The following is a 17,287-nucleotide window of genomic DNA, read 5'->3' on the forward strand; positions in this document are numbered from 1 at the left end:
GGCCGACATGGACAAGACCAAGATCAAGGTACAGGAATTTCTGGCGCGGGTACCGCTGTTTAATTCGATGGGGCCGGAGGAGTTGAACCGCATCGCGCTTGGCACCACGGAGGTGCGGGCCGAGCGCGGTCAGCAGATTTTCCAGCGCGGCGATCCCTGCGTCGGCTTTCATCAGGTGCTGTATGGGCAGGTCAAGCTGTCGTTCACGTCGGTCACCGGGGTTGAGAAAGTAATCGAATTGATTGGGCCTGGCCACAGCTTTGGCGAGGCGCTGATGTTTATGGGTAGCCCGTACATCGTGTCGGCCCAGGCCACCGAGGACACGCTGCTGCTGCACGTGTCGAAGCCGGTGATCTATCGCGAGATTCATCACGACGCGGAATTCGCCTGCAAGATGCTGGCGGGGCTGAGTCAGCGCATGCACTCGCTGATGTGCGATATGGAGTCGTATGCGCTGCGCAGCGGCACCCAGCGCGTGGCCGGCTATCTGCTGAAGGAGTTGCGCGATCCGCAGGCGACGCAATTGACGCTGCCGGCCACCAAGGCGGTGCTGGCGTCGCGCCTGAATCTGACGCCGGAGCACTTCTCGCGCATCCTGGCGGACTTGAGTCTGCAAAACCTGATTGCCTTCAAGGGCCGCAAGATCACTATATTGAATCCGGAGGGCTTGCGTCATCATGCAGGACATTGAAAAATTCATCAGCGGCTTTAGCCGCTTCCAGCAGCAGTATTTCAGCGAGCAGCCGAATTTGTACGGCAGTTTGCGCACCGGCCAGCATCCGCACACGTTGCTGATCGGCTGTTGCGATTCGCGTGTCGATCCGCTGCTGCTGACCGGCAGCCATCCGGGCGACATCTTCATCGTGCGTAATATCGCCAATCTGGTGCCGCCATGTACCCCCAGCGCGCCGCCCGGCGTCAGTTCGGCGATCGAGTTCGCGGTGTGCGATTTGGAGGTGGAGCGCATTATCGTGTTGGGCCACGCCCGCTGCGGCGGTATTCGCGCGCTGATGGCGCCGCAGCCGCGCGCGGTGTCGCGCGAGACTGACTTCGTTAATCAGTGGATGCGGATTGCGGAGCCGGTGGCGGCGCGTGTCAAGCGCGAGCTGGCGCATCACGACGGCGCTGAACAGATCCACGCCTGCGAGTTGGCCAGCATTTTGCAGTCACTCGACAATCTGCTGACCTATCCGTGGCTGAAGCGGCGCGTCGACGCCGGCCAGCTCAAACTTCATGGTTGGTATTTTGATCTGGAGCGGGGGCGTTGATGGCGTATTCGGCGCGGCAGCAGCAGTTCCTGCCGCTGGTGTGTCCACTGCCGGACTAGCCGGTGCGTTCAGGCCGAAGGTGTCCCAGCCCTCGCCGAAGGTTTCGATCGGGTGCTGGGTGCGGTCGGCGCCGTTCCCGCAGATCATGGCGTTGTGGGCGCAATAGCGGTCGCACCCCCAGCAGATTAGCTCCGGCCGCGCCGGGCGGATCGGGAAGGTCTTGGCCATGGCGGCGCGCGCTTACGCGTAGTGCAGCAGGTCGCCGCTGCGGTCGAAGGCTAGCAGGCGTTCCAGCTGGCCGTGACGGATCGCCTTGATCATCTTGCGCAGCGCGGCGTCGGTCTGTTCGTTGTCGGGCAGTTGGCTGGCGGTGCCGGATAGTGTGGTCACCAGCAGCACGTCCCAGTCCTGGCCCATGCGCCGGGCTTCGTCGGCCAGGTTGGCGAAGGTATCCAGTTCCGCTACTTGTTTGTCGACGCACATTACCGGCACCAGGGTGCTGCGGGCTTGTGGACCGGGCGCGCCGTCCGGTTCCGGCTCGGCGACCGCGAAGGTCAGCAGCAGGCGTTGTTGCTGCGGCTGGACGGAGGCGGCGATCAGCAGTTCTTCGAAGGTGGCGATGTTCATGGTGGCTCCTTTAGTAGCGCCGCGCGGGGTGGCGGCACAGCCGTATGTATAGCGCGCTTCGGCGCCGCTGCCCATGCTCATGAATGACTAGTCCTTTCGGCCAAACCTGATGTGGATCATGGATTCGGCGCTGGCGACGCGTGCAGAATGCGCTTGCAATGAAAGGAACCATGATGCGCAATCCATCTCTACGCCGCCGCACCGCCTGGACGCTGGCGATCCTCGCGCTGGCGGTTTTGCTCCATGAGCGTTACGGCACCGCCAACGCCAGCATCAACGCTGCCAGCGGGATGCGCTTGCAGAACCCATCCAGCGCCACGCGAACGTCGGCGGCTGGTTGCGCCGCGACGGCGCGGGCGCTGATTCGCTATGACAGCGGGTACACGCTGTGTTATGCGACGCCGGCAGCGATGTTCGCGCAGTTGGCGGCGCAGGAGCAGCCAGGTATGGTGCGCGCCGTGCTGGTGCAGACTGAGGATGGTCGCTGGCTTGATGGCCGGCAGGTGGATAACTACCACGACCAATTGGCCGTTATCGCGCGGAGCATACACTAGCCCCCTCTTTTTTTTCGGTGGGCCGGTCTACAAAGTTCATAACGGGCTAGATTGAACTATACCGGGCTAGAACGGTCTATAAATAAGGGGATCGCGGAATAGTCATAGAATTTATAGACCGTTCTAGACTTTTTCTCTTCCCTGCGGCAACGGTTACAGACCGATCTAGACCTTTCTAGCCCGATCAAGCCCGTTCTGGACTTTCTAGACCGAGGAGAAAAAAATGGACTACCAACTACCTGTAGGGCTGCGCGCCAGTGTGTTCCATGCCTTGTGCGATGCCGTGGGCGATTTTGGCTTTTCAGACCGGACCCACGAAGCGATGTGCGAAGCGATCAACGAGTGGCTCGAACGTAAGCAAGCAACCGCCAGCGCTCCGACTCCATCGCATAAACAGCTACAGCCAGATGTGGTGCCGGCCGAGTCAGCGCAGCACGCGCGGCCCGGCTACCAATGGAAGCAGCTTTTCCTCCCTGAAGGCACAGAGCTGCGCGTCGCCACGCGCGGCAGGGTGCGTTATGCTGTGGTCGAAGGTCACCACATCATCCACAACGACAAGCCGGTGTCGCCATCGCAGTTTGCCAATAGCGGCGATGTGGTGCGCAACGCCTGGCGCGTGGTGTGGCTCAAACTGCCGGGCGAAGCATGGATACGCGCCGAGCAGCGCCGCAACGCGGCCGGTGATCTAGTCACAAAGGACTAGAACACCTAGTCCCTCTCACCACGCCGCGCCCACTTCTTGCCGATTCCAAGCTGAACGCGTCCTCCGTAGACTGATCTCATTGTCGTTTAGGAGGTAGCATGAGTCATTTTCTGGATCGCCTGAAGTTCTTCAACAAGACCACGTCCACATTCTCCGACGGCCATGGCGCCGTGGTGCAGGAAGACCGCACGTGGGAGAACGCCTACCGCCAGCGCTGGCAGCATGACAAAATCGTGCGCTCCACGCACGGTGTCAACTGCACCGGCTCCTGCAGCTGGAAGGTGTACGTGAAGAACGGCCTGATTACCTGGGAAACCCAGCAAACGGACTATCCGCGCACCCGCCCGGACCTGCCCAATCACGAACCGCGCGGCTGCCCGCGTGGCGCCAGCTATTCCTGGTACGTCTACTCGGCGCAGCGCGTCAAATACCCGATGGTGCGTGGCCGCCTGATGGAAATGTGGCGCGAAGCGCGCCAAACCATGGACCCGGTCACGGCCTGGGATTACGTCAGCCAGGACCCCGAGCGCGCCAAACAATACAAATCGGTGCGCGGCTTGGGCGGCTTTGTGCGCGCCAGCTGGGACGAGGCCAACGAGATGATCGCCGCCGCCAACGCGCTGACCATCAAAAAATATGGGCCGGACCGCATCGTTGGCTTCTCACCGATTCCCGCCATGTCGATGGTCAGTTACGCCGCCGGCACGCGCTACCTGTCGCTGATCGGTGGCGTGGCGCTGAGCTTTTACGACTGGTACTGCGACCTGCCGCCGGCCAGCCCGCAAGTGTGGGGCGAGCAGACCGACGTGCCGGAATCGGCCGACTGGTACAACTCGACCTATCTGATGGTGTGGGGCTCGAACGTGCCGATGACGCGCACCCCGGATGCCCACTTCTACACCGAGGTGCGCTACAAGGGCACCAAGACGGTCGCGGTATCGTCCGACTTTGGCGAGATGGCCAAATTCGGCGACATCTGGCTGGCGCCGAAGCAGGGCACCGACGCCGCGTTGGCGATGGCGATGGGGCACGTCATCCTCAACGAATACCACAGCAACGGCCAGTCAGCCTATTTCAAGGAATACGCCAAGCAGTACACCGACTTCCCGATGCTGGTGCTGCTGAAAGAGCACAACGGCACGCTGGCGCCGGACTACTTCCTGCGCGCCTCGCACCTGGCCAACAACCTCGATGAAACCAACAACCCGGAATGGAAAACCCTGGTCATCGACGAGCCGTCCGGCCGCATCGTCGCGCCGGCCGGCTCGATCGGCTTCCGCTGGGGCGAAAGCGGCAAGTGGAATCTGGAGATGAAGGAGGGCGGCAACGGCGCGCCGGTTGATCCGCAACTGTCGCTGCTGGGCCGCAGCGACGAGGTGGTGGCGGTTGGCTTCCCTTACTTTGGCGGCAAAGACGCCAGCGATCTGCTGCTGCGCAACGTACCGGTCAAGCGTTTGACGTTGGCCGACGGCAGCAGCGTACTGGTGGCCACCGTGTTCGATCTGACGCTGGCCAACTACGGCATCGAGCGTGGCCTGGGCGGCGGCAACGTCGCCACCAGCTACGACGACGATGTGCCCTACACGCCGGCCTGGCAACAGAAGCACACCGGCGTCAAGGCCGCCGACGTCATCACCGTGGCGCGCCAGTTCGCGCAAAACGCCGACCAGACGCGCGGCAAGAGCATGGTGATCGTCGGCGCCGCGCTGAATCACTGGTATCACATGGACATGACCTACCGTGGCATCATCAATATGCTGATGATGTGCGGCTGCATCGGCCAATCGGGCGGCGGCTGGGCGCACTACGTGGGACAGGAAAAGCTGCGGCCGCAAACCGGCTGGACCCCGCTGGCGTTCGCGCAGGACTGGAACCGGCCGATGCGGCAGATGAACGGCACCTCGTTCTTCTATAACCATACCAGCCAATGGCGCCACGAAAAGCTGCACACCGAGGAAATCGCATCTCCATTGGCCGGGGACGACGTGGCGCCGATGTCGCTGCTGGACTATAACGCCAAGGCCGAGCGCCTCGGCTGGCTGCCATCGGCGCCGCAGCTGCAAACCAATCCGCTGGAGGTGACACGCGCCGCCGCTGCTGCCGGCGTGAAGCCGGTCGACTACGCAGTCGAGCAGATCAAGCAGGGCAAACTTGAATTCTCGTGCGACGATCCGGATAATCCGGCCAACTTCCCGCGCAATATGTTCGTCTGGCGCTCGAATATTCTGGGTAGCTCGGGCAAGGGCCACGAGTACTTCCTCAAATACCTGCTGGGTACCCAGAACGCGCTGATGAGCGACGAAAGCGATTGCATCAAGCCGCGCGACGTCAAGGTGCGCCCGGCCGCCGAGGGCAAGCTGGATCTGCTGGTGGTGCTGGACTTCCGCATGTCGACCACCTGTCTGTACGGCGACATCGTGCTGCCGACCGCCACCTGGTATGAGAAGGATGACCTCAACACCTCGGACATGCACCCCTTCATCCACCCGCTGTCGGAAGCCGTCAATCCGCTGTGGCAATCGCGCTCGGACTGGGAAATCTACAAGGGCATCGCCAAAAAGTTCGAACAGATCGGCGGCGCTTACCTCGGCACCCAGCAAGACATCGTTCTCACCCCGCTGATGCATGACACGCCGGGTGAACTAGGCCAGCCGTTCGATCCGAAAGACTGGCGCGCCGGCGAGTGCGAGCCTGTCCCCGGCAAGACCATGCCCAACTTCACCGTGATTGAGCGCGATTACAGCAAGATCTATCAGAAGTACACTTCGATCGGCCCGCTGCTGGAATCGATAGGCAACGGCGGAAAGGGCATCAGCTGGAAGACTGCGCACGAAGTCGAAACGCTGCGCGGCATCAACCGCACCGTCACCGCGCCCGGCGTAGGCCATGGCCAGCCGCGCCTCGACACCGCGATCGACGCCGCCGAAATGATCTTGTCGCTGGCGCCGGAGACCAATGGCCACGTCGCCGTCAAGGCGTGGGAGGCGCTGTCCAAGATCACCGGCCGCGATCACACCCATTTGGCGCTGCCGCGCGAGCATGACAGCATCCGCTTCCGCGACGTGCAGGCGCAGCCGCGCAAAATCATCTCGTCCCCGACGTGGTCCGGGCTGGAGTCGGAAGAAGTCAGCTACAACGCCTGCTACACCAATGTGCATGAGCTGATCCCATGGCGCACCATCACCGGCCGCCAGCAGTTCTACCAGGACCACCGCTGGATGCGCGATTTCGGCGAAGGGCTGTGCGTGTACAAACCGGCGATCAACACCAAGACCACCACCGCCATGCTGGGCGCCAAACCGAATGGGAATAAAGAAATCGCGCTGAACTTCATCACGCCGCACCAGAAGTGGGGCATCCACTCGACCTACTCGGACAATCTGCGCATGCTGACCCTGTCGCGCGGCGGTCCGCACGTGTGGCTGTCGGAGGTGGACGCCAAGGCGGCCGGCATCGTCGACAACGACTGGATCGAAGTCTTCAACGTCAACGGCACGCTGACCGCGCGCGCCATCGTCAGCCAGCGGGTGCCGGAAGGGATGACGCTGATGTACCACGCACAGGAAAAAATCATCAACGTGCCCGGCTCCGAACAATCCGGCAAGCGTGGCGGCATTCATAACTCGGTGACGCGCGCCGTCACCAAGCCAACCCACATGATCGGCGGCTATGCCCAGCTGTCGTGGGGCTTCAATTACTACGGCACGGTGGGATCGAACCGCGATGAATTCGTGCTGGTGCGGAAAATGAACAAGATCGACTGGCTGGAAGGCCCACTGCAAGGAGCAAATGAATGAAGATCAGAGCGCAAATCGGCATGGTGCTGAACCTGGACAAATGCATCGGTTGCCATACCTGTTCGGTCACCTGCAAGAACGTCTGGACCAGCCGTGATGGCGTTGAATACGCATGGTTCAACAACGTCGAGACCAAGCCCGGCATCGGCTATCCGAAGCACTGGGAAGATCAGAATAAATGGAACGGCGGCTGGCGCCGCACCGACAGCGGCAAGATCGAGCCGCGCCAGGGCAGCCGGCTCAAGATCCTGGCGCAGATCTTCGCCAATCCGAACCTGCCCAACATCGACGAATACTACGAACCGTTCACCTACGACTACGAGCGCCTGCAAAACGCGCCGCTGTCGCAAACGCCGCCCACCGCGCGCCCGATCTCTGTCCTCACCGGCAAAAAGATGGACAAGATCGAGTGGGGGCCGAATTGGGAGGATGACCTGGGCGGCGAATTTGCCCAGCGCAGCCAGGACACGCTGTTCGAAAACGTGCAGAAGGAGATGTACGGCACCTTTGAAAACACCTTCATGATGTATCTGCCGCGTCTTTGCGAGCATTGCCTGAATCCCGCGTGCGTGGCATCTTGCCCATCCGGCTCGGTGTACAAGCGCGAGGACGATGGCATTGTGCTGATCGATCAGGACAAGTGCCGTGGCTGGCGCATGTGCATCTCCGGCTGCCCGTACAAAAAGATTTACTACAATTGGTCGTCCGGCAAAGCCGAGAAGTGCACCTTCTGCTACCCGCGCATCGAAGCCGGCCAGCCGACCGTGTGCTCCGAGACTTGCGTGGGCCGCATCCGCTACCTCGGCGTGCTGCTGTACGACGCCGACAAGATCGAAGCCGCCGCCTCGGTGGCCGATCCGCGCGACCTGTACCCGTCGCAACTGGAGCTGTTCCTCGATCCGCACGATCCCGAGGTGATCGCCGAAGCGCGCCGCCAGGGCATCCCCGATTCGTGGCTGGAGTCGGCCCAGCGTTCGCCGGTGTACAAGATGGCGGTCGAGTGGAAGGTGGCATTCCCGCTGCATCCCGAATACCGCACCTTGCCGATGGTGTGGTACATCCCGCCGCTGTCGCCGATCCAGGCCGCCGCCGAAGCGGGCCACATGGGCAAGAACGGCATCCTGCCCGACACGCAAAGCCTGCGCATTCCGCTGCAATACCTGGCCAACCTGCTGACCGCCGGTGACCAGCCGCCCGTGATCAAGGCACTGGACCGCATGCTGGCGATGCGCGCCTACATGCGCAGCAAGAGCGTGGCCGGCCAGCCGGATCTGGAGGTGCTGCGCCAGGTCGGCCTCGACGCCGCCACGGTGGAAGACATGTACCACATCATGGCGATCGCCAATTACGAAGACCGCTTCGTCATCCCGAGCAGCCACAAGGAGATGGCCGAGGACAGCTTCAACGACAAGGGCAGCTGCGGTTTTAGCTTCGGCAACGGCTGCTCGGATGGCGTCAGCGACGCCAGCCTGTTCGGCAAGCGCAAGCACGGCTCGGAGATCTTCATGATGATGCCGAAGTCGCGTAAAAAGAAGGAGAACGCAGATGCCTAACCCCGCCTACCAAGTCTTGTCGGCGTTGTTGCAGTACCCGGAGCCCGAGCTGGTGGCCGCGCAGGCCGAATTGAGCGCGCTGCTGGCCGGGCAGCAGCCCGCGTGGCACGCTGCGCTGGCCGATTTGCTGGCCCACTTCGCCACCAAGCCGCTGATCGAACTTCAGCAGGAATACGTGCTGACCTTTGACCGCAATCCGTCGCACTCGCTGCACCTGTTCGAGCATATCTACGGCGAGTCGCGCGATCGCGGCCAGGCCATGGTCGACCTGATGGAAGAATATCGTCGGCATGGCCTGCAAATGGTCGGCGACGACCTGCCGGACTATGTGCCGCTGTTCCTCGAATTCCTGTCGCAGCAGACCACCGCCGACGCCGAACGGCTGCTGGGCGACGCGATCCACGTGCTGGCCCACATCGGCCGCAAGCTGCGCGCCAACGGCAGCCCGTACGCCGCCGTGTTCGACGTGCTGCAAACCGAAACCAGCGTGCAGGCCGAGGAACTGAGCGGACCGCCGGTGCGCGACATGGACGAGGCGCTGGAAACCTTCGGCCCCGGCGCCGACGGCATCGAACCGCTGCTGAAGCCCGGCGGCATGCCCGGCACCGGCCCGCTGCCCGGTGGCGCGCACCCGATCAACTTCTACCCCAAGGCGACGGCGCCGCAGCGTCATTAAGGAGACTGCCATGAACTATCTGCACCAATTCCTGTTCGGGATCTATCCCTACATCGCGCTGGCGATCTTCCTGCTCGGCAGCCTGATACGCTTCGACCGCGAACAGTACACCTGGAAATCCGAATCCAGCCAGACCCTGAACACCGGCATGCTGCGCCTCGGCAGCCCGCTGTTCCACGTCGGCGTACTGGGGCTGTTGTTCGGCCACGCCGCCGGCCTGCTGACCCCCGTATGGGTGTGGGACACGCTGGGCGTCAGCCACAGCACCAAGCAACTGGTGGCGATGATCGCCGGTGGCCTGATGGGGTCCATGTGCCTGCTGGGCCTCCTGATGCTGCTGGCGCGCCGCTTCAGCAACGATAGGGTACGCGCCCGCAGCACCTTCAAGGACAAGCTGGTGCTGCTTTGGCTGCTGGCCACGCTGCTGCTTGGACTGTCGTCGATCTTTGTCTCGGCCGGCCACCTGGATGGCCACATGATGGTGCTGCTGATGACCTGGGCCCAGCACATCGTCACCCTGCGTGGCGACGCCGCCGGCTTCATCGAAAGCGCGCCGCTGATCTTCAAGCTGCACCTGTTCATGGGCATGTCGCTGTTCGTGATCTTCCCGTTCACCCGGCTGGTGCATGTGTGGAGCGGCTTCGGCGCCGTCGCTTATCTGAATCGCGCCTATCAACTGGTGCGCCCACGCTAAGGAGAACGTCATGGGAATCGCAGTCAACGGCATCGACATCGACGACCGCGTCATCGACGCTGAAATCGGCCACCATCAACAGGCCGACAATCCGCTGATGCAGGCGGTGCACGAAGTGGTGCTGCGCCAGGTGCTGCTGGACGAGGCGCGCCGGCTCGGCATCACCGAAGGCAGCGACGACGACCGCATCGAAGCGCTGTTCGCGCGCGAGGTCACGGTGCCGGAGGCCGACGAGGAAAGCTGCTTGCGCTACTACCTGGCGCACGCCGAGCGCTTTCGCAGCGGCGACCTGGTGGAAGCGCGTCACATCCTGTTTCAGGTGACGCCATCGGCGCCGCTGGAACTGCTGCGCCAAACCGCCGACGCCATCCTGGCCGCGCTGCAGGCGCAGCCCGAGCGCTTTGCCGAACTGGCGGCGCAGTATTCGAACTGCCCGTCCGGCGCCATCGGCGGCAGCCTGGGACAGCTGGCGCGCGGCCAATGTGTGCCGGAGTTCGACGAATTGCTGTTCCGCCTGCAGCCGGGCGAACTGGCCGGGCGCCTGCTGGAAACCCGCTTCGGCCTGCACATCGTGCAGGCGCAACGCCGCGTCGACGGCGAGGTGATCCCGTTCGCCACCGTGCGGACCCAGATCGCCGACCAACTGCGGCGGCAGGCGTGGCAGCGCGCGCTGCACCAGTACCTTCACCTGCTGGTCGGCCGCGCCGACATCGCAGGCGTGGCGCTGGAAGGCACAAGCTCGCCGCTGGTGCAATAGGCATAAAGAACTAGGCCGGCTCGGTCGTCCTGCGCAGTGGCAGACGTCGGGCTGGCCGCTACAATGGTGATACACCATACAAGACAGGAGAGCGACGATGTTAAGCGACCGTTTTGGTCGATCGATCGACTATCTGCGGGTGTCGGTGACGGATCGCTGCGATCTGCGCTGCACTTACTGCATGCCCAAGGATTACAAGGGCTACGAAGATCCGCCGGACTGGCTGACCTTTAGCGAAATCGAGCGCGTGGTGGCGGCCTTCGCCCGACTCGGCACCGCGCGCGTGCGGCTGACCGGCGGCGAGCCGCTGACCCGGCGCCACATTCCCCAACTGGCCTCGCGCCTATCCTCGCTGCCCGGCATCCGCGACCTGTCGCTGTCCACCAATGGCACCCGGCTGGCACGCTATGCCGAAGCGTTGAAGGCGGCCGGCGTCCATCGCGTCAACGTCAGCCTGGACACGCTGGACCGCGACTGCATGGCCAGCATCACCGGGCGTGACTGCCTGCCGCTGGTGCTGCAAGGACTGCAGGCCGCCAAGGCGGCCGGGCTGGCGCCGATCAAGATCAATATGGTGGCCATGCGCGGCGTTAATGACGCCGACATCGACGCCATGGCCGCGTTCTGCATCGAACAGCGGTTCATGCTGCGGCTGATCGAAGTGATGCCGATGGGGGCGACCGGCCAGAATGCGGCTTACCTGAACCTGGCGCCGGTGCAGGCGCGGCTGGCCGCCAAATTCGGCCTCAAGCCGCAGGCGCTGGAACTGGGGGGCGGGCCGGCGCGCTACTGGGCCACGGCCGACGGCCAGGCCAGCATCGGCTACATCACACCGCTGTCGCAGCACTTCTGCGCCAGCTGCAACCGGGTGCGCTTGTCGGTCGACGGCACGCTGTATTTGTGTCTGGGCCAGGAGCAGCAGTATCCGTTGCGGCCACTGCTGCGCGGCGGCGCCAGTGACGCCGAGCTGGAACAGGCGATCCGGGACGCGATCGAATTGAAGCCGCGCGAGCACGATTTCCATCGTCAGCCGGACAAGATCGTCCGCTTCATGTCGCAGACCGGCGGCTGACGGCGCCGTGTATACTGCCCGCACCTACACGGAGAGTCCATGAAACCGATGTTATTCGCCAGCTGGCAAAAACTGTCGACCCGCATCGTCGGGCTGCTGCTCAGTTTTCTGGCGGTGGCGCTGCTGGTGATCGGTTCGACGCTGCTGCTGTCATGGCAGCTGGAAGGCAGCGCCGCCGCCATCAACGTCGCCGGCAGCCTGCGCATGGAAAGCTACAAGCTGGCGATGCTGGCCGGCCGCCTGCGCGGCGATGATGCCGCTGGCCGCAACGATGCCGCGCCGCGCCTGCGCGCGCAGCTGCAGCGTATCGACGGCACGCTCGACCTGCTGCGCCAGGGCGACCCGCAACGGCCACTGTTCCTGCCGCCGACCGCCGCCATCCGCGACGTCTACGCCGAGGTCGAACGCGAATGGCGCGCCGAGCTGGCGCCGCAAGTGCAAGCGCTGCTGGCGGCGGACGGCATGGCAGCTTCCGCCGCCGCCCCCACAGCGGCCGGCATCCATGCCGCAACCGTCTCGCCGTACGCGGTGCAGCAGCGCGCCGAGCGCTTCGTGCTGAGCGTCGACGTGCTGGTACAGCGCATCGAACGTGACAGCGAAAGCCGCACCTTCTGGCTGCGCGCCTCGCAATTGCTGTTGCTCGCGTTGGCGATGATCGGCACCGTCAGCATCATCTACCTGCTGTTCGACATGATCGTGGCGCCGATCACACGCCTGCAAAACGGCCTGGAACGCATGCGCGAAAAAGACTTCAGCGTCCGCCTGCCAGTCGACAGCAACGACGAATTCGGCACGCTGGCGCGCGGCTTCAATCAAATGGCCGACAAGCTGCAAGACTCCTACGCCCACCTGGAACACCGAGTCCAGACCAAAACCGCCGAACTGGAACTGCAAAACAAGGAACTGGCGCTGCTCTACGACGCCGCCGCCTTCCTGCAGCAACCACAATCGGCGGAAACCATGTGCGACGGCTTCCTGGCCCGCATCAGCGACTACTTCGGCGCCGACGGCGGCTCGGTACGGGTGCTGGACCCCAACCGCAACAACATCCACATGCTGGTCCACCGTGGCATCTCCGACAAACTGGTGGAGGACGAGCGCTGCCTGAAAGTGGGCGACTGCCTGTGCGGCGAAGCCGTCGAGAGCAAGCTGGCGGTGATCCACGACCTGCGCCGACGCAAGGATAGCCATAACCTGCAATGCCACCGCGAAGGCTTCGCCACCATCTCGATCTTCCACATCTTCGCGCAGCGCCAGTACCTCGGCTTCTTCAACCTGCACTTCCGCCAGACCATCGAATTCACGGCGGCGCAGACCGCGCTGCTGGAGACGCTGGGCCAGCTGCTCGGCACCGCGATCGAAAACCAGCGATTGCAGGCGCGCGAGCGCGAGCTGGCGATCTCCGAAGAGCGCAACCTGGTGGCGCAAGGTCTGCACGACAGCATCGCCCAAGGGCTCAACTTCCTCAACCTGCAAGTGCAGATGCTGGAACAATCGCTCAAGCAGCAGCGCCTCGACGAAGTGGAAAGCATCGTGCCGATGCTGCGCGCCGGCGTCGACGAAAGCTACCAGGACGTGCGCGAACTGCTGCACAACTTCCGCACCCGGCTGCAGGAAGGCACGCTGGTGTCGTCGCTGGAAACCGTGGTCGACAAATTCCGCCGCCAGAGCGGCATCGCGGTCGACGTCGACGCCGATAGCGACGGCGCGCCATTCCCGCGCGAGCACCAGCTGCAACTGCTGTTCATCGTGCAGGAAGCGTTGTCCAATGTACGCAAGCACGCCTCCGCCAGCCAGGTGTGGCTGCGGCTGCGCGACGCGCAGGACTTCACGCTCAGCATCCGCGACAACGGCCATGGCTTCGACACCCACAAACTGGAGACGCTGGGCGAGGCCCACGTCGGCATCAACATCATGCGCGAGCGCGCGCAACGCATCGACGCCCAATTGCAGCTGCAATCGACGCCGGGGCAGGGCACCGAAGTGGTGTTGCACCTGCCACGCGCACAGCGGCGCGCCGCTTAAGAAAGGAAAACCATGGACCACCCCATCAGCGTCTTGCTGGTCGACGATCACACCCTGTTCCGCAGCGGCATTCGCTCGCTGCTGCAACGCCATCCCGAATTTGCCGTGGTGGGCGAGGCGGCCGACGGTTTCGAGGGCGTCAAACGCGCGCAGCAGCTCAAGCCGCAGGTGATTCTGCTCGACCTGAACATGCCCGGCATGTCCGGCGTCGAAACGCTGCAGCTGCTCCGCCAGGACAGTCCGGACAGCGCGATCGTGATGCTGACCGTGTCCGAGGATGCCGAAGACCTCAGCACCGCGCTCAAGGCCGGCGCCAGCGGCTACCTGCTGAAGAATATCGACACCGACTACCTGACGCGCGCGATCCGCCGCGCCGCCGCCGGCGAAACCGTGGTGGCGGAGGCGATGACCGCCAAGCTGGTGGCGCAGCTGCAAAGCGGCGCGGCGCCGCCGGCCGCGTCGGAGCTGGACAAGCTGACCCCGCGCGAACGCGAAATCCTCGATTGCCTGGCGCGCGGCGAAAGCAACAAGGGCATCGCGCGCCTGCTCGATCTGGCCGAAAGCACGGTCAAGATCCACGTCCAGAGCGTGTTGAAGAAACTGAAGCTGAGTAGCAGGGTGCAGGCGGCGGTGTACGCGGTGGAGCATCGCCGCCAGCACGGCAGCTGATTAGCCGCCGCAGCAGCCACCGCAGCAAGCGCCGGTCTTGGCGGCGACCTCGCCGGCCGGCACCGATGGATAACCTGCCGCCGTCAGGCCGCGCGTCAGCATGCGCGGCGACACCAGCGCCTCGTCCAGCCGCACGCTGGCCAGGCCGTCGCGCAGCGACACCCGCACATCGCTGACGCCCGCGATGTTGGCCAGCAGTTCAGTGATCTTGTCGGCGCAGTCTTCGCCGTTCATGCCATCGATATTGAGTACAGCGGTTTGCATAACAGTCCTTTCATCATGAGTATCGCAACAGCCATAGCCTAGCGCAGCGCGCGCGCAAGGGCCGCAGCCAAGTGCGGGTTTCTTGATCCAGGTTATGAATTTCCGGCGTGCCGCTTCACTGCGGCGCGCGCGGCGCGGAAAATAAGGATGTACAGATAAAGGAAACGTATCATGACACTGCTCCGCATCGACGAACCCACCCGCGCCCAGGCCGGCCATCCCTTATGGCGCCTGGGCTTCCGCCCGTTCTACCTGGTGGCCGCCAGCTTCGCCGCGCTGGCGATTCCGCTGTGGATCGCCCAGTACTTCGGCTGGCTGGCGCCGGTCTCCGGTCTGGGCCTCCACATCGGCTACAGCTGGCATATCCACGAAATGGTGTTCGGCATGGCCGCCGCCGTGGTGGTCGGCTTTCTGTACACCGCCGGCTACAACTGGACCGGCCTGTGGACGCCACGGCGCGGCAAGCTGGCCGCGCTGGTGGCTTTGTGGCTGGCCGGCCGCATCGCGATGCTGGTGGCGCCGCCGCTGGCCGCCGCCATCGTCGACTGGCTGTTCCTGCCGGCCGCCGCCTGGCCGCTGTTCCGCGTCATGCGGCAGGCGAACAACCAGCGCAACTACTTCCTGGTCGGCCTGCTGGTCCTGATGGCGCTGGCCAACGCCGTGTTCCACGCCATCGCACTGGGCTGGTTGGCGCTGGCGCCGAGCGCGCCGGTGGAAGCCGCGATCCTGGTGATCGTCATGATGGAAGCGGCGATCGGTACCCGCGTCATCCCCATGTTCACCCGTAACGGCGCGCCCGGCACGCAGCCGCTGGTGCAGCCCAAGCTGGATCGGGTGTCGCTTGGCTTGCTGGCGGCATCCGCCGTGGGCTGGGTGGCACAGGCACCGGTGTGGCTGTTCGCGCCGATCGCCTTGAGCGCCGCCGCGCTGGTGCTGCTGCGGCTGTGGCGCTGGCAGGCATTGCGCACGCTGGCGGTGCCGCTGCTGTGGATTATGCACCTGTCATACGCGTGGATCGCGGCCGGCCTGGTGCTGCTGGCGCTGGCGCGGCTGCAACTGACCACCGCCAGCGCCGGCTTCCACGCGCTGACCGTGGGCTCGATGGCGGGCCTGATCATGGGCATGATCACCCGCACCACGCTGGGCCACACCGGCCGGCCGCTGAAGGCCGGACGCGCCGAGCGCTGGATGTTCGTGCTGATCCAACTGAGCGCCTTGGCCCGCGTCGCCTCGGCGCTGGGTTACGACACGTCGCATGGCGCGGTGCTGATTGTCAGCGCCGTCTGCTGGGCCGCCGCCTTCCTGGCTTACGTCATGGTCTATGCGCCTTACCTGGCCAGTGCCCGCGTCGACGGCAAACCCGGTTGAGCGGGCAGTGCGTGCCGCGCCAGAACTAGGCGGCATCGGCGCCCGGCGCGCGGGTGTCGTAGATGACGTAGCCGCCCTTGCCGTTGCGCTTGACCTGATACATGGCGCGGTCGGCGCGCTCGATCAACTCGGTCAGGCTGGTGCCGTGCTTGGGATACAGGCTGATGCCAATGCTGGCGCCCAGCGCATAACTGGCGCCGCTGACCGGGATCTGCGTGGTCAGTTGGCCCAGCAGCTTGCGCGCGATGTCGTACGCCTGCTCGGCGTCCTCCAGCTGGGTGCCGATGACGATGAACTCATCGCCGCCGACGCGGGCGCAGATATCGGTGCTGCGGGTGTGCGACTGTAAGCGCGTCGCCACCGTCTTCAGCACCTCGTCGCCGACCGCGTGGCCGGCGTTGTCGTTGATCGGCTTGAAGTTATCCAGATCGATGTAGAACACCGCCACCAGTTGATGCGGCCGGGTGGCCAGCAGCAGCGCGTGGTCGAACAGCGTTTCCATGTAGCGCTTGTTTTTTAGGCCGGTCAGCGGATCGAGGAAGGCCATGCCCATCGCCTTGGCCTCGGCGTCCACCAGGCGCTGCTGAAAGCGCAGCAGCAGCGCCGCCAGCAGCGACGAATATTTGATCAGCACCAGCATGCTGCCCAGCACAAAGCCATTGCGGAACCAGGCCGGTTCCAGCGCGATGATATACGGCGCCAGCAGCCAGTGCAGGCCTAGCGCCAGGCTGGCGGCCGCGGTCAGCATCAACACGCCGCCCGGCACCTCGCGGCGGTGGCGCCAGGCCAACCAGGCGATATAGAACTGGAAGCCGGCGTTGACGATGGTGTAGCCGATACTGCGCAGCAGCGGCGGCGCATCGGTGCTCCAGGCCAGTATGATCCACAGCTCGGCGACGGCGGCCGCCAGCCAGAACCAGCGCTCGCGGATCTGCAAGCGCAGAAAGCGCGCCAGCCCGGTCAGCAGAAACGGCTTCTCCAGCACAATGAAGAAGGCATACGCAAACGTGGCCGGATGGGTATTATTGGACGGCAGTATCAGGAATAGCAGCAGACGCGCCAATAGCGCAAAGCAAATCGCCAGCGCCCACCATCCCGCGCCGGGACTGGTTTTTTCAAACCGGCTGACCCAGACGAAGAACAGCAGGAACACGAAATACACGGTGAACCCGAAGGTATGCACGATTTCGAACGACATGAAGGCTCCCAGATTGCAGCCATTATGCCGTGCTTAGCGGGAATTTATTGTGTCATATTTGC

At 64.0% G+C, this 17,287-nt stretch carries 15 protein-coding genes and 2 pseudogenes; 13 read left to right on the forward strand and 4 right to left on the reverse strand.

The window, feature by feature from the left end; genetic code table 11:
- The first annotated feature begins 7 nt into the window (after nucleotides 1–7).
- Nucleotides 8–691, forward strand: coding sequence for a Crp/Fnr family transcriptional regulator (locus tag GJ699_RS26340; RefSeq protein ID WP_154381993.1), 684 nt, complete (start codon nucleotides 8–10; stop codon nucleotides 689–691).
- A pseudogene (locus GJ699_RS26345) lies at nucleotides 678–1,327 on the forward strand (carbonic anhydrase). The gene GJ699_RS26340 and the pseudogene GJ699_RS26345 overlap by 14 nt, the downstream one beginning before the upstream one ends.
- 31 nt (nucleotides 1,328–1,358) lie before the next feature.
- Here the strand turns inward: GJ699_RS26345 and GJ699_RS34745 are convergent.
- Together GJ699_RS34745 and GJ699_RS26355 are read right to left on the reverse strand one after the other, a co-directional pair.
- Nucleotides 1,359–1,496, reverse strand: a pseudogene (locus GJ699_RS34745) (DUF3079 domain-containing protein); the annotation flags it as partial.
- A gap of 12 nt (nucleotides 1,497–1,508) precedes the next feature.
- Entirely contained in the window at nucleotides 1,509–1,976 is a 468-nt protein-coding gene (locus tag GJ699_RS26355) for a hypothetical protein (RefSeq protein WP_229262304.1), read from the reverse strand.
- Between the two features lie 89 nt (nucleotides 1,977–2,065).
- Between GJ699_RS26355 and GJ699_RS26360 the strand changes: the two genes are divergently transcribed.
- The 10 genes from GJ699_RS26360 to narL all read left to right on the forward strand — a co-directional run bounded on the left by GJ699_RS26360 (nucleotide 2,066) and on the right by narL (nucleotide 14,395).
- Nucleotides 2,066–2,449 carry a hypothetical protein gene (locus GJ699_RS26360; RefSeq protein WP_154381999.1) on the forward strand — a complete coding sequence of 128 codons (384 nt, stop codon included), beginning with the start codon at nucleotides 2,066–2,068 and terminating at the stop codon, nucleotides 2,447–2,449.
- 223 nt (nucleotides 2,450–2,672) lie between these two features.
- Nucleotides 2,673–3,152 carry a hypothetical protein gene (locus GJ699_RS26365; RefSeq protein ID WP_154382001.1) on the forward strand — a complete coding sequence of 160 codons (480 nt, stop codon included), beginning with the start codon at nucleotides 2,673–2,675 and terminating at the stop codon, nucleotides 3,150–3,152.
- Between the two features lie 98 nt (nucleotides 3,153–3,250).
- A complete protein-coding gene (locus GJ699_RS26370) occupies nucleotides 3,251–6,949 on the forward strand; it encodes a nitrate reductase subunit alpha (protein ID WP_154382004.1) in 3,699 nt (1,232 codons plus the stop codon).
- Nucleotides 6,946–8,502, forward strand: coding sequence for a nitrate reductase subunit beta (gene narH, locus GJ699_RS26375; RefSeq protein WP_154382006.1), 1,557 nt, complete (start codon nucleotides 6,946–6,948; stop codon nucleotides 8,500–8,502). The genes GJ699_RS26370 and narH overlap by 4 nt, the downstream gene beginning before the upstream one ends.
- The gene (gene narJ, locus GJ699_RS26380; protein WP_154382008.1) at nucleotides 8,495–9,178 is read left to right on the forward strand and encodes a nitrate reductase molybdenum cofactor assembly chaperone; all 684 of its coding nucleotides are present in this window, start codon (nucleotides 8,495–8,497) and stop codon (nucleotides 9,176–9,178) included. Before narH ends, narJ begins: the two co-directional genes overlap by 8 nt.
- Nucleotides 9,179–9,188: 10 nt before the next feature.
- On the forward strand, nucleotides 9,189–9,872 hold the full coding sequence (gene narI, locus GJ699_RS26385) for a respiratory nitrate reductase subunit gamma (RefSeq protein ID WP_154382010.1): 684 nt from the start codon (nucleotides 9,189–9,191) through the stop codon (nucleotides 9,870–9,872).
- A 10-nt stretch (nucleotides 9,873–9,882) separates the two neighbouring features.
- Nucleotides 9,883–10,629 (forward strand): peptidylprolyl isomerase, encoded by a 747-nt coding sequence (locus GJ699_RS26390; RefSeq protein WP_154382012.1) that lies wholly within the window; start codon nucleotides 9,883–9,885, stop codon nucleotides 10,627–10,629.
- 97 nt (nucleotides 10,630–10,726) lie between these two features.
- A complete protein-coding gene (gene moaA / locus GJ699_RS26395) occupies nucleotides 10,727–11,701 on the forward strand; it encodes a GTP 3',8-cyclase MoaA (protein ID WP_154382014.1) in 975 nt (324 codons plus the stop codon).
- Nucleotides 11,702–11,749: 48 nt separating this feature from the next.
- Nucleotides 11,750–13,726, forward strand: coding sequence for a type IV pili methyl-accepting chemotaxis transducer N-terminal domain-containing protein (locus GJ699_RS26400; RefSeq protein ID WP_154382111.1), 1,977 nt, complete (start codon nucleotides 11,750–11,752; stop codon nucleotides 13,724–13,726).
- A 12-nt stretch (nucleotides 13,727–13,738) separates the two neighbouring features.
- Complete coding sequence (gene narL, locus GJ699_RS26405; protein WP_154382016.1) at nucleotides 13,739–14,395, forward strand: two-component system response regulator NarL; 657 nt, start codon at nucleotides 13,739–13,741, stop codon at nucleotides 14,393–14,395.
- Here the strand turns inward: narL and GJ699_RS26410 are convergent, their stop codons facing one another.
- The gene (locus GJ699_RS26410; protein WP_154382018.1) at nucleotides 14,396–14,659 is read right to left on the reverse strand and encodes a heavy-metal-associated domain-containing protein; all 264 of its coding nucleotides are present in this window, start codon (nucleotides 14,657–14,659) and stop codon (nucleotides 14,396–14,398) included.
- A gap of 171 nt (nucleotides 14,660–14,830) precedes the next feature.
- Between GJ699_RS26410 and GJ699_RS26415 the strand changes: the two genes are divergently transcribed.
- On the forward strand, nucleotides 14,831–16,027 hold the full coding sequence (locus tag GJ699_RS26415; RefSeq protein WP_154382020.1) for an NnrS family protein: 1,197 nt from the start codon (nucleotides 14,831–14,833) through the stop codon (nucleotides 16,025–16,027).
- Between the two features lie 25 nt (nucleotides 16,028–16,052).
- Here GJ699_RS26415 and GJ699_RS26420 read toward each other — a convergent pair whose 3' ends face one another.
- Nucleotides 16,053–17,225 carry a GGDEF domain-containing protein gene (locus GJ699_RS26420; RefSeq protein ID WP_154382022.1) on the reverse strand — a complete coding sequence of 391 codons (1,173 nt, stop codon included), beginning with the start codon at nucleotides 17,223–17,225 and terminating at the stop codon, nucleotides 16,053–16,055.
- Between the last annotated feature and the right edge of the window lie 62 nt (nucleotides 17,226–17,287).

The sequence above is a fragment of the Duganella guangzhouensis genome (assembly GCF_009674535.1).
Lineage (GTDB): Bacteria > Pseudomonadota > Gammaproteobacteria > Burkholderiales > Burkholderiaceae_D > Rugamonas > Rugamonas guangzhouensis.

Excerpts from the sequence above, each read along its gene's own strand:
- GJ699_RS26340 (WP_154381993.1), top strand. The coding sequence starts at position 8 with ATGGACAAGACCAAGATCAAGGTACAGGAATTTCTGGCGCGGGTACCG.
- GJ699_RS26355 (WP_229262304.1), bottom strand. The coding sequence starts at position 1,976 with ATGAGCATGGGCAGCGGCGCCGAAGCGCGCTATACATACGGCTGTGCC.
- GJ699_RS26360 (WP_154381999.1), top strand. The coding sequence starts at position 2,066 with ATGATGCGCAATCCATCTCTACGCCGCCGCACCGCCTGGACGCTGGCG.
- GJ699_RS26365 (WP_154382001.1), top strand. The coding sequence starts at position 2,673 with ATGGACTACCAACTACCTGTAGGGCTGCGCGCCAGTGTGTTCCATGCC.
- GJ699_RS26370 (WP_154382004.1), top strand. The coding sequence starts at position 3,251 with ATGAGTCATTTTCTGGATCGCCTGAAGTTCTTCAACAAGACCACGTCC.
- narH (WP_154382006.1), top strand. The coding sequence starts at position 6,946 with ATGAAGATCAGAGCGCAAATCGGCATGGTGCTGAACCTGGACAAATGC.
- narJ (WP_154382008.1), top strand. The coding sequence starts at position 8,495 with ATGCCTAACCCCGCCTACCAAGTCTTGTCGGCGTTGTTGCAGTACCCG.
- narI (WP_154382010.1), top strand. The coding sequence starts at position 9,189 with ATGAACTATCTGCACCAATTCCTGTTCGGGATCTATCCCTACATCGCG.
- GJ699_RS26390 (WP_154382012.1), top strand. The coding sequence starts at position 9,883 with ATGGGAATCGCAGTCAACGGCATCGACATCGACGACCGCGTCATCGAC.
- moaA (WP_154382014.1), top strand. The coding sequence starts at position 10,727 with ATGTTAAGCGACCGTTTTGGTCGATCGATCGACTATCTGCGGGTGTCG.
- GJ699_RS26400 (WP_154382111.1), top strand. The coding sequence starts at position 11,750 with ATGTTATTCGCCAGCTGGCAAAAACTGTCGACCCGCATCGTCGGGCTG.
- narL (WP_154382016.1), top strand. The coding sequence starts at position 13,739 with ATGGACCACCCCATCAGCGTCTTGCTGGTCGACGATCACACCCTGTTC.
- GJ699_RS26410 (WP_154382018.1), bottom strand. The coding sequence starts at position 14,659 with ATGCAAACCGCTGTACTCAATATCGATGGCATGAACGGCGAAGACTGC.
- GJ699_RS26415 (WP_154382020.1), top strand. The coding sequence starts at position 14,831 with ATGACACTGCTCCGCATCGACGAACCCACCCGCGCCCAGGCCGGCCAT.
- GJ699_RS26420 (WP_154382022.1), bottom strand. The coding sequence starts at position 17,225 with ATGTCGTTCGAAATCGTGCATACCTTCGGGTTCACCGTGTATTTCGTG.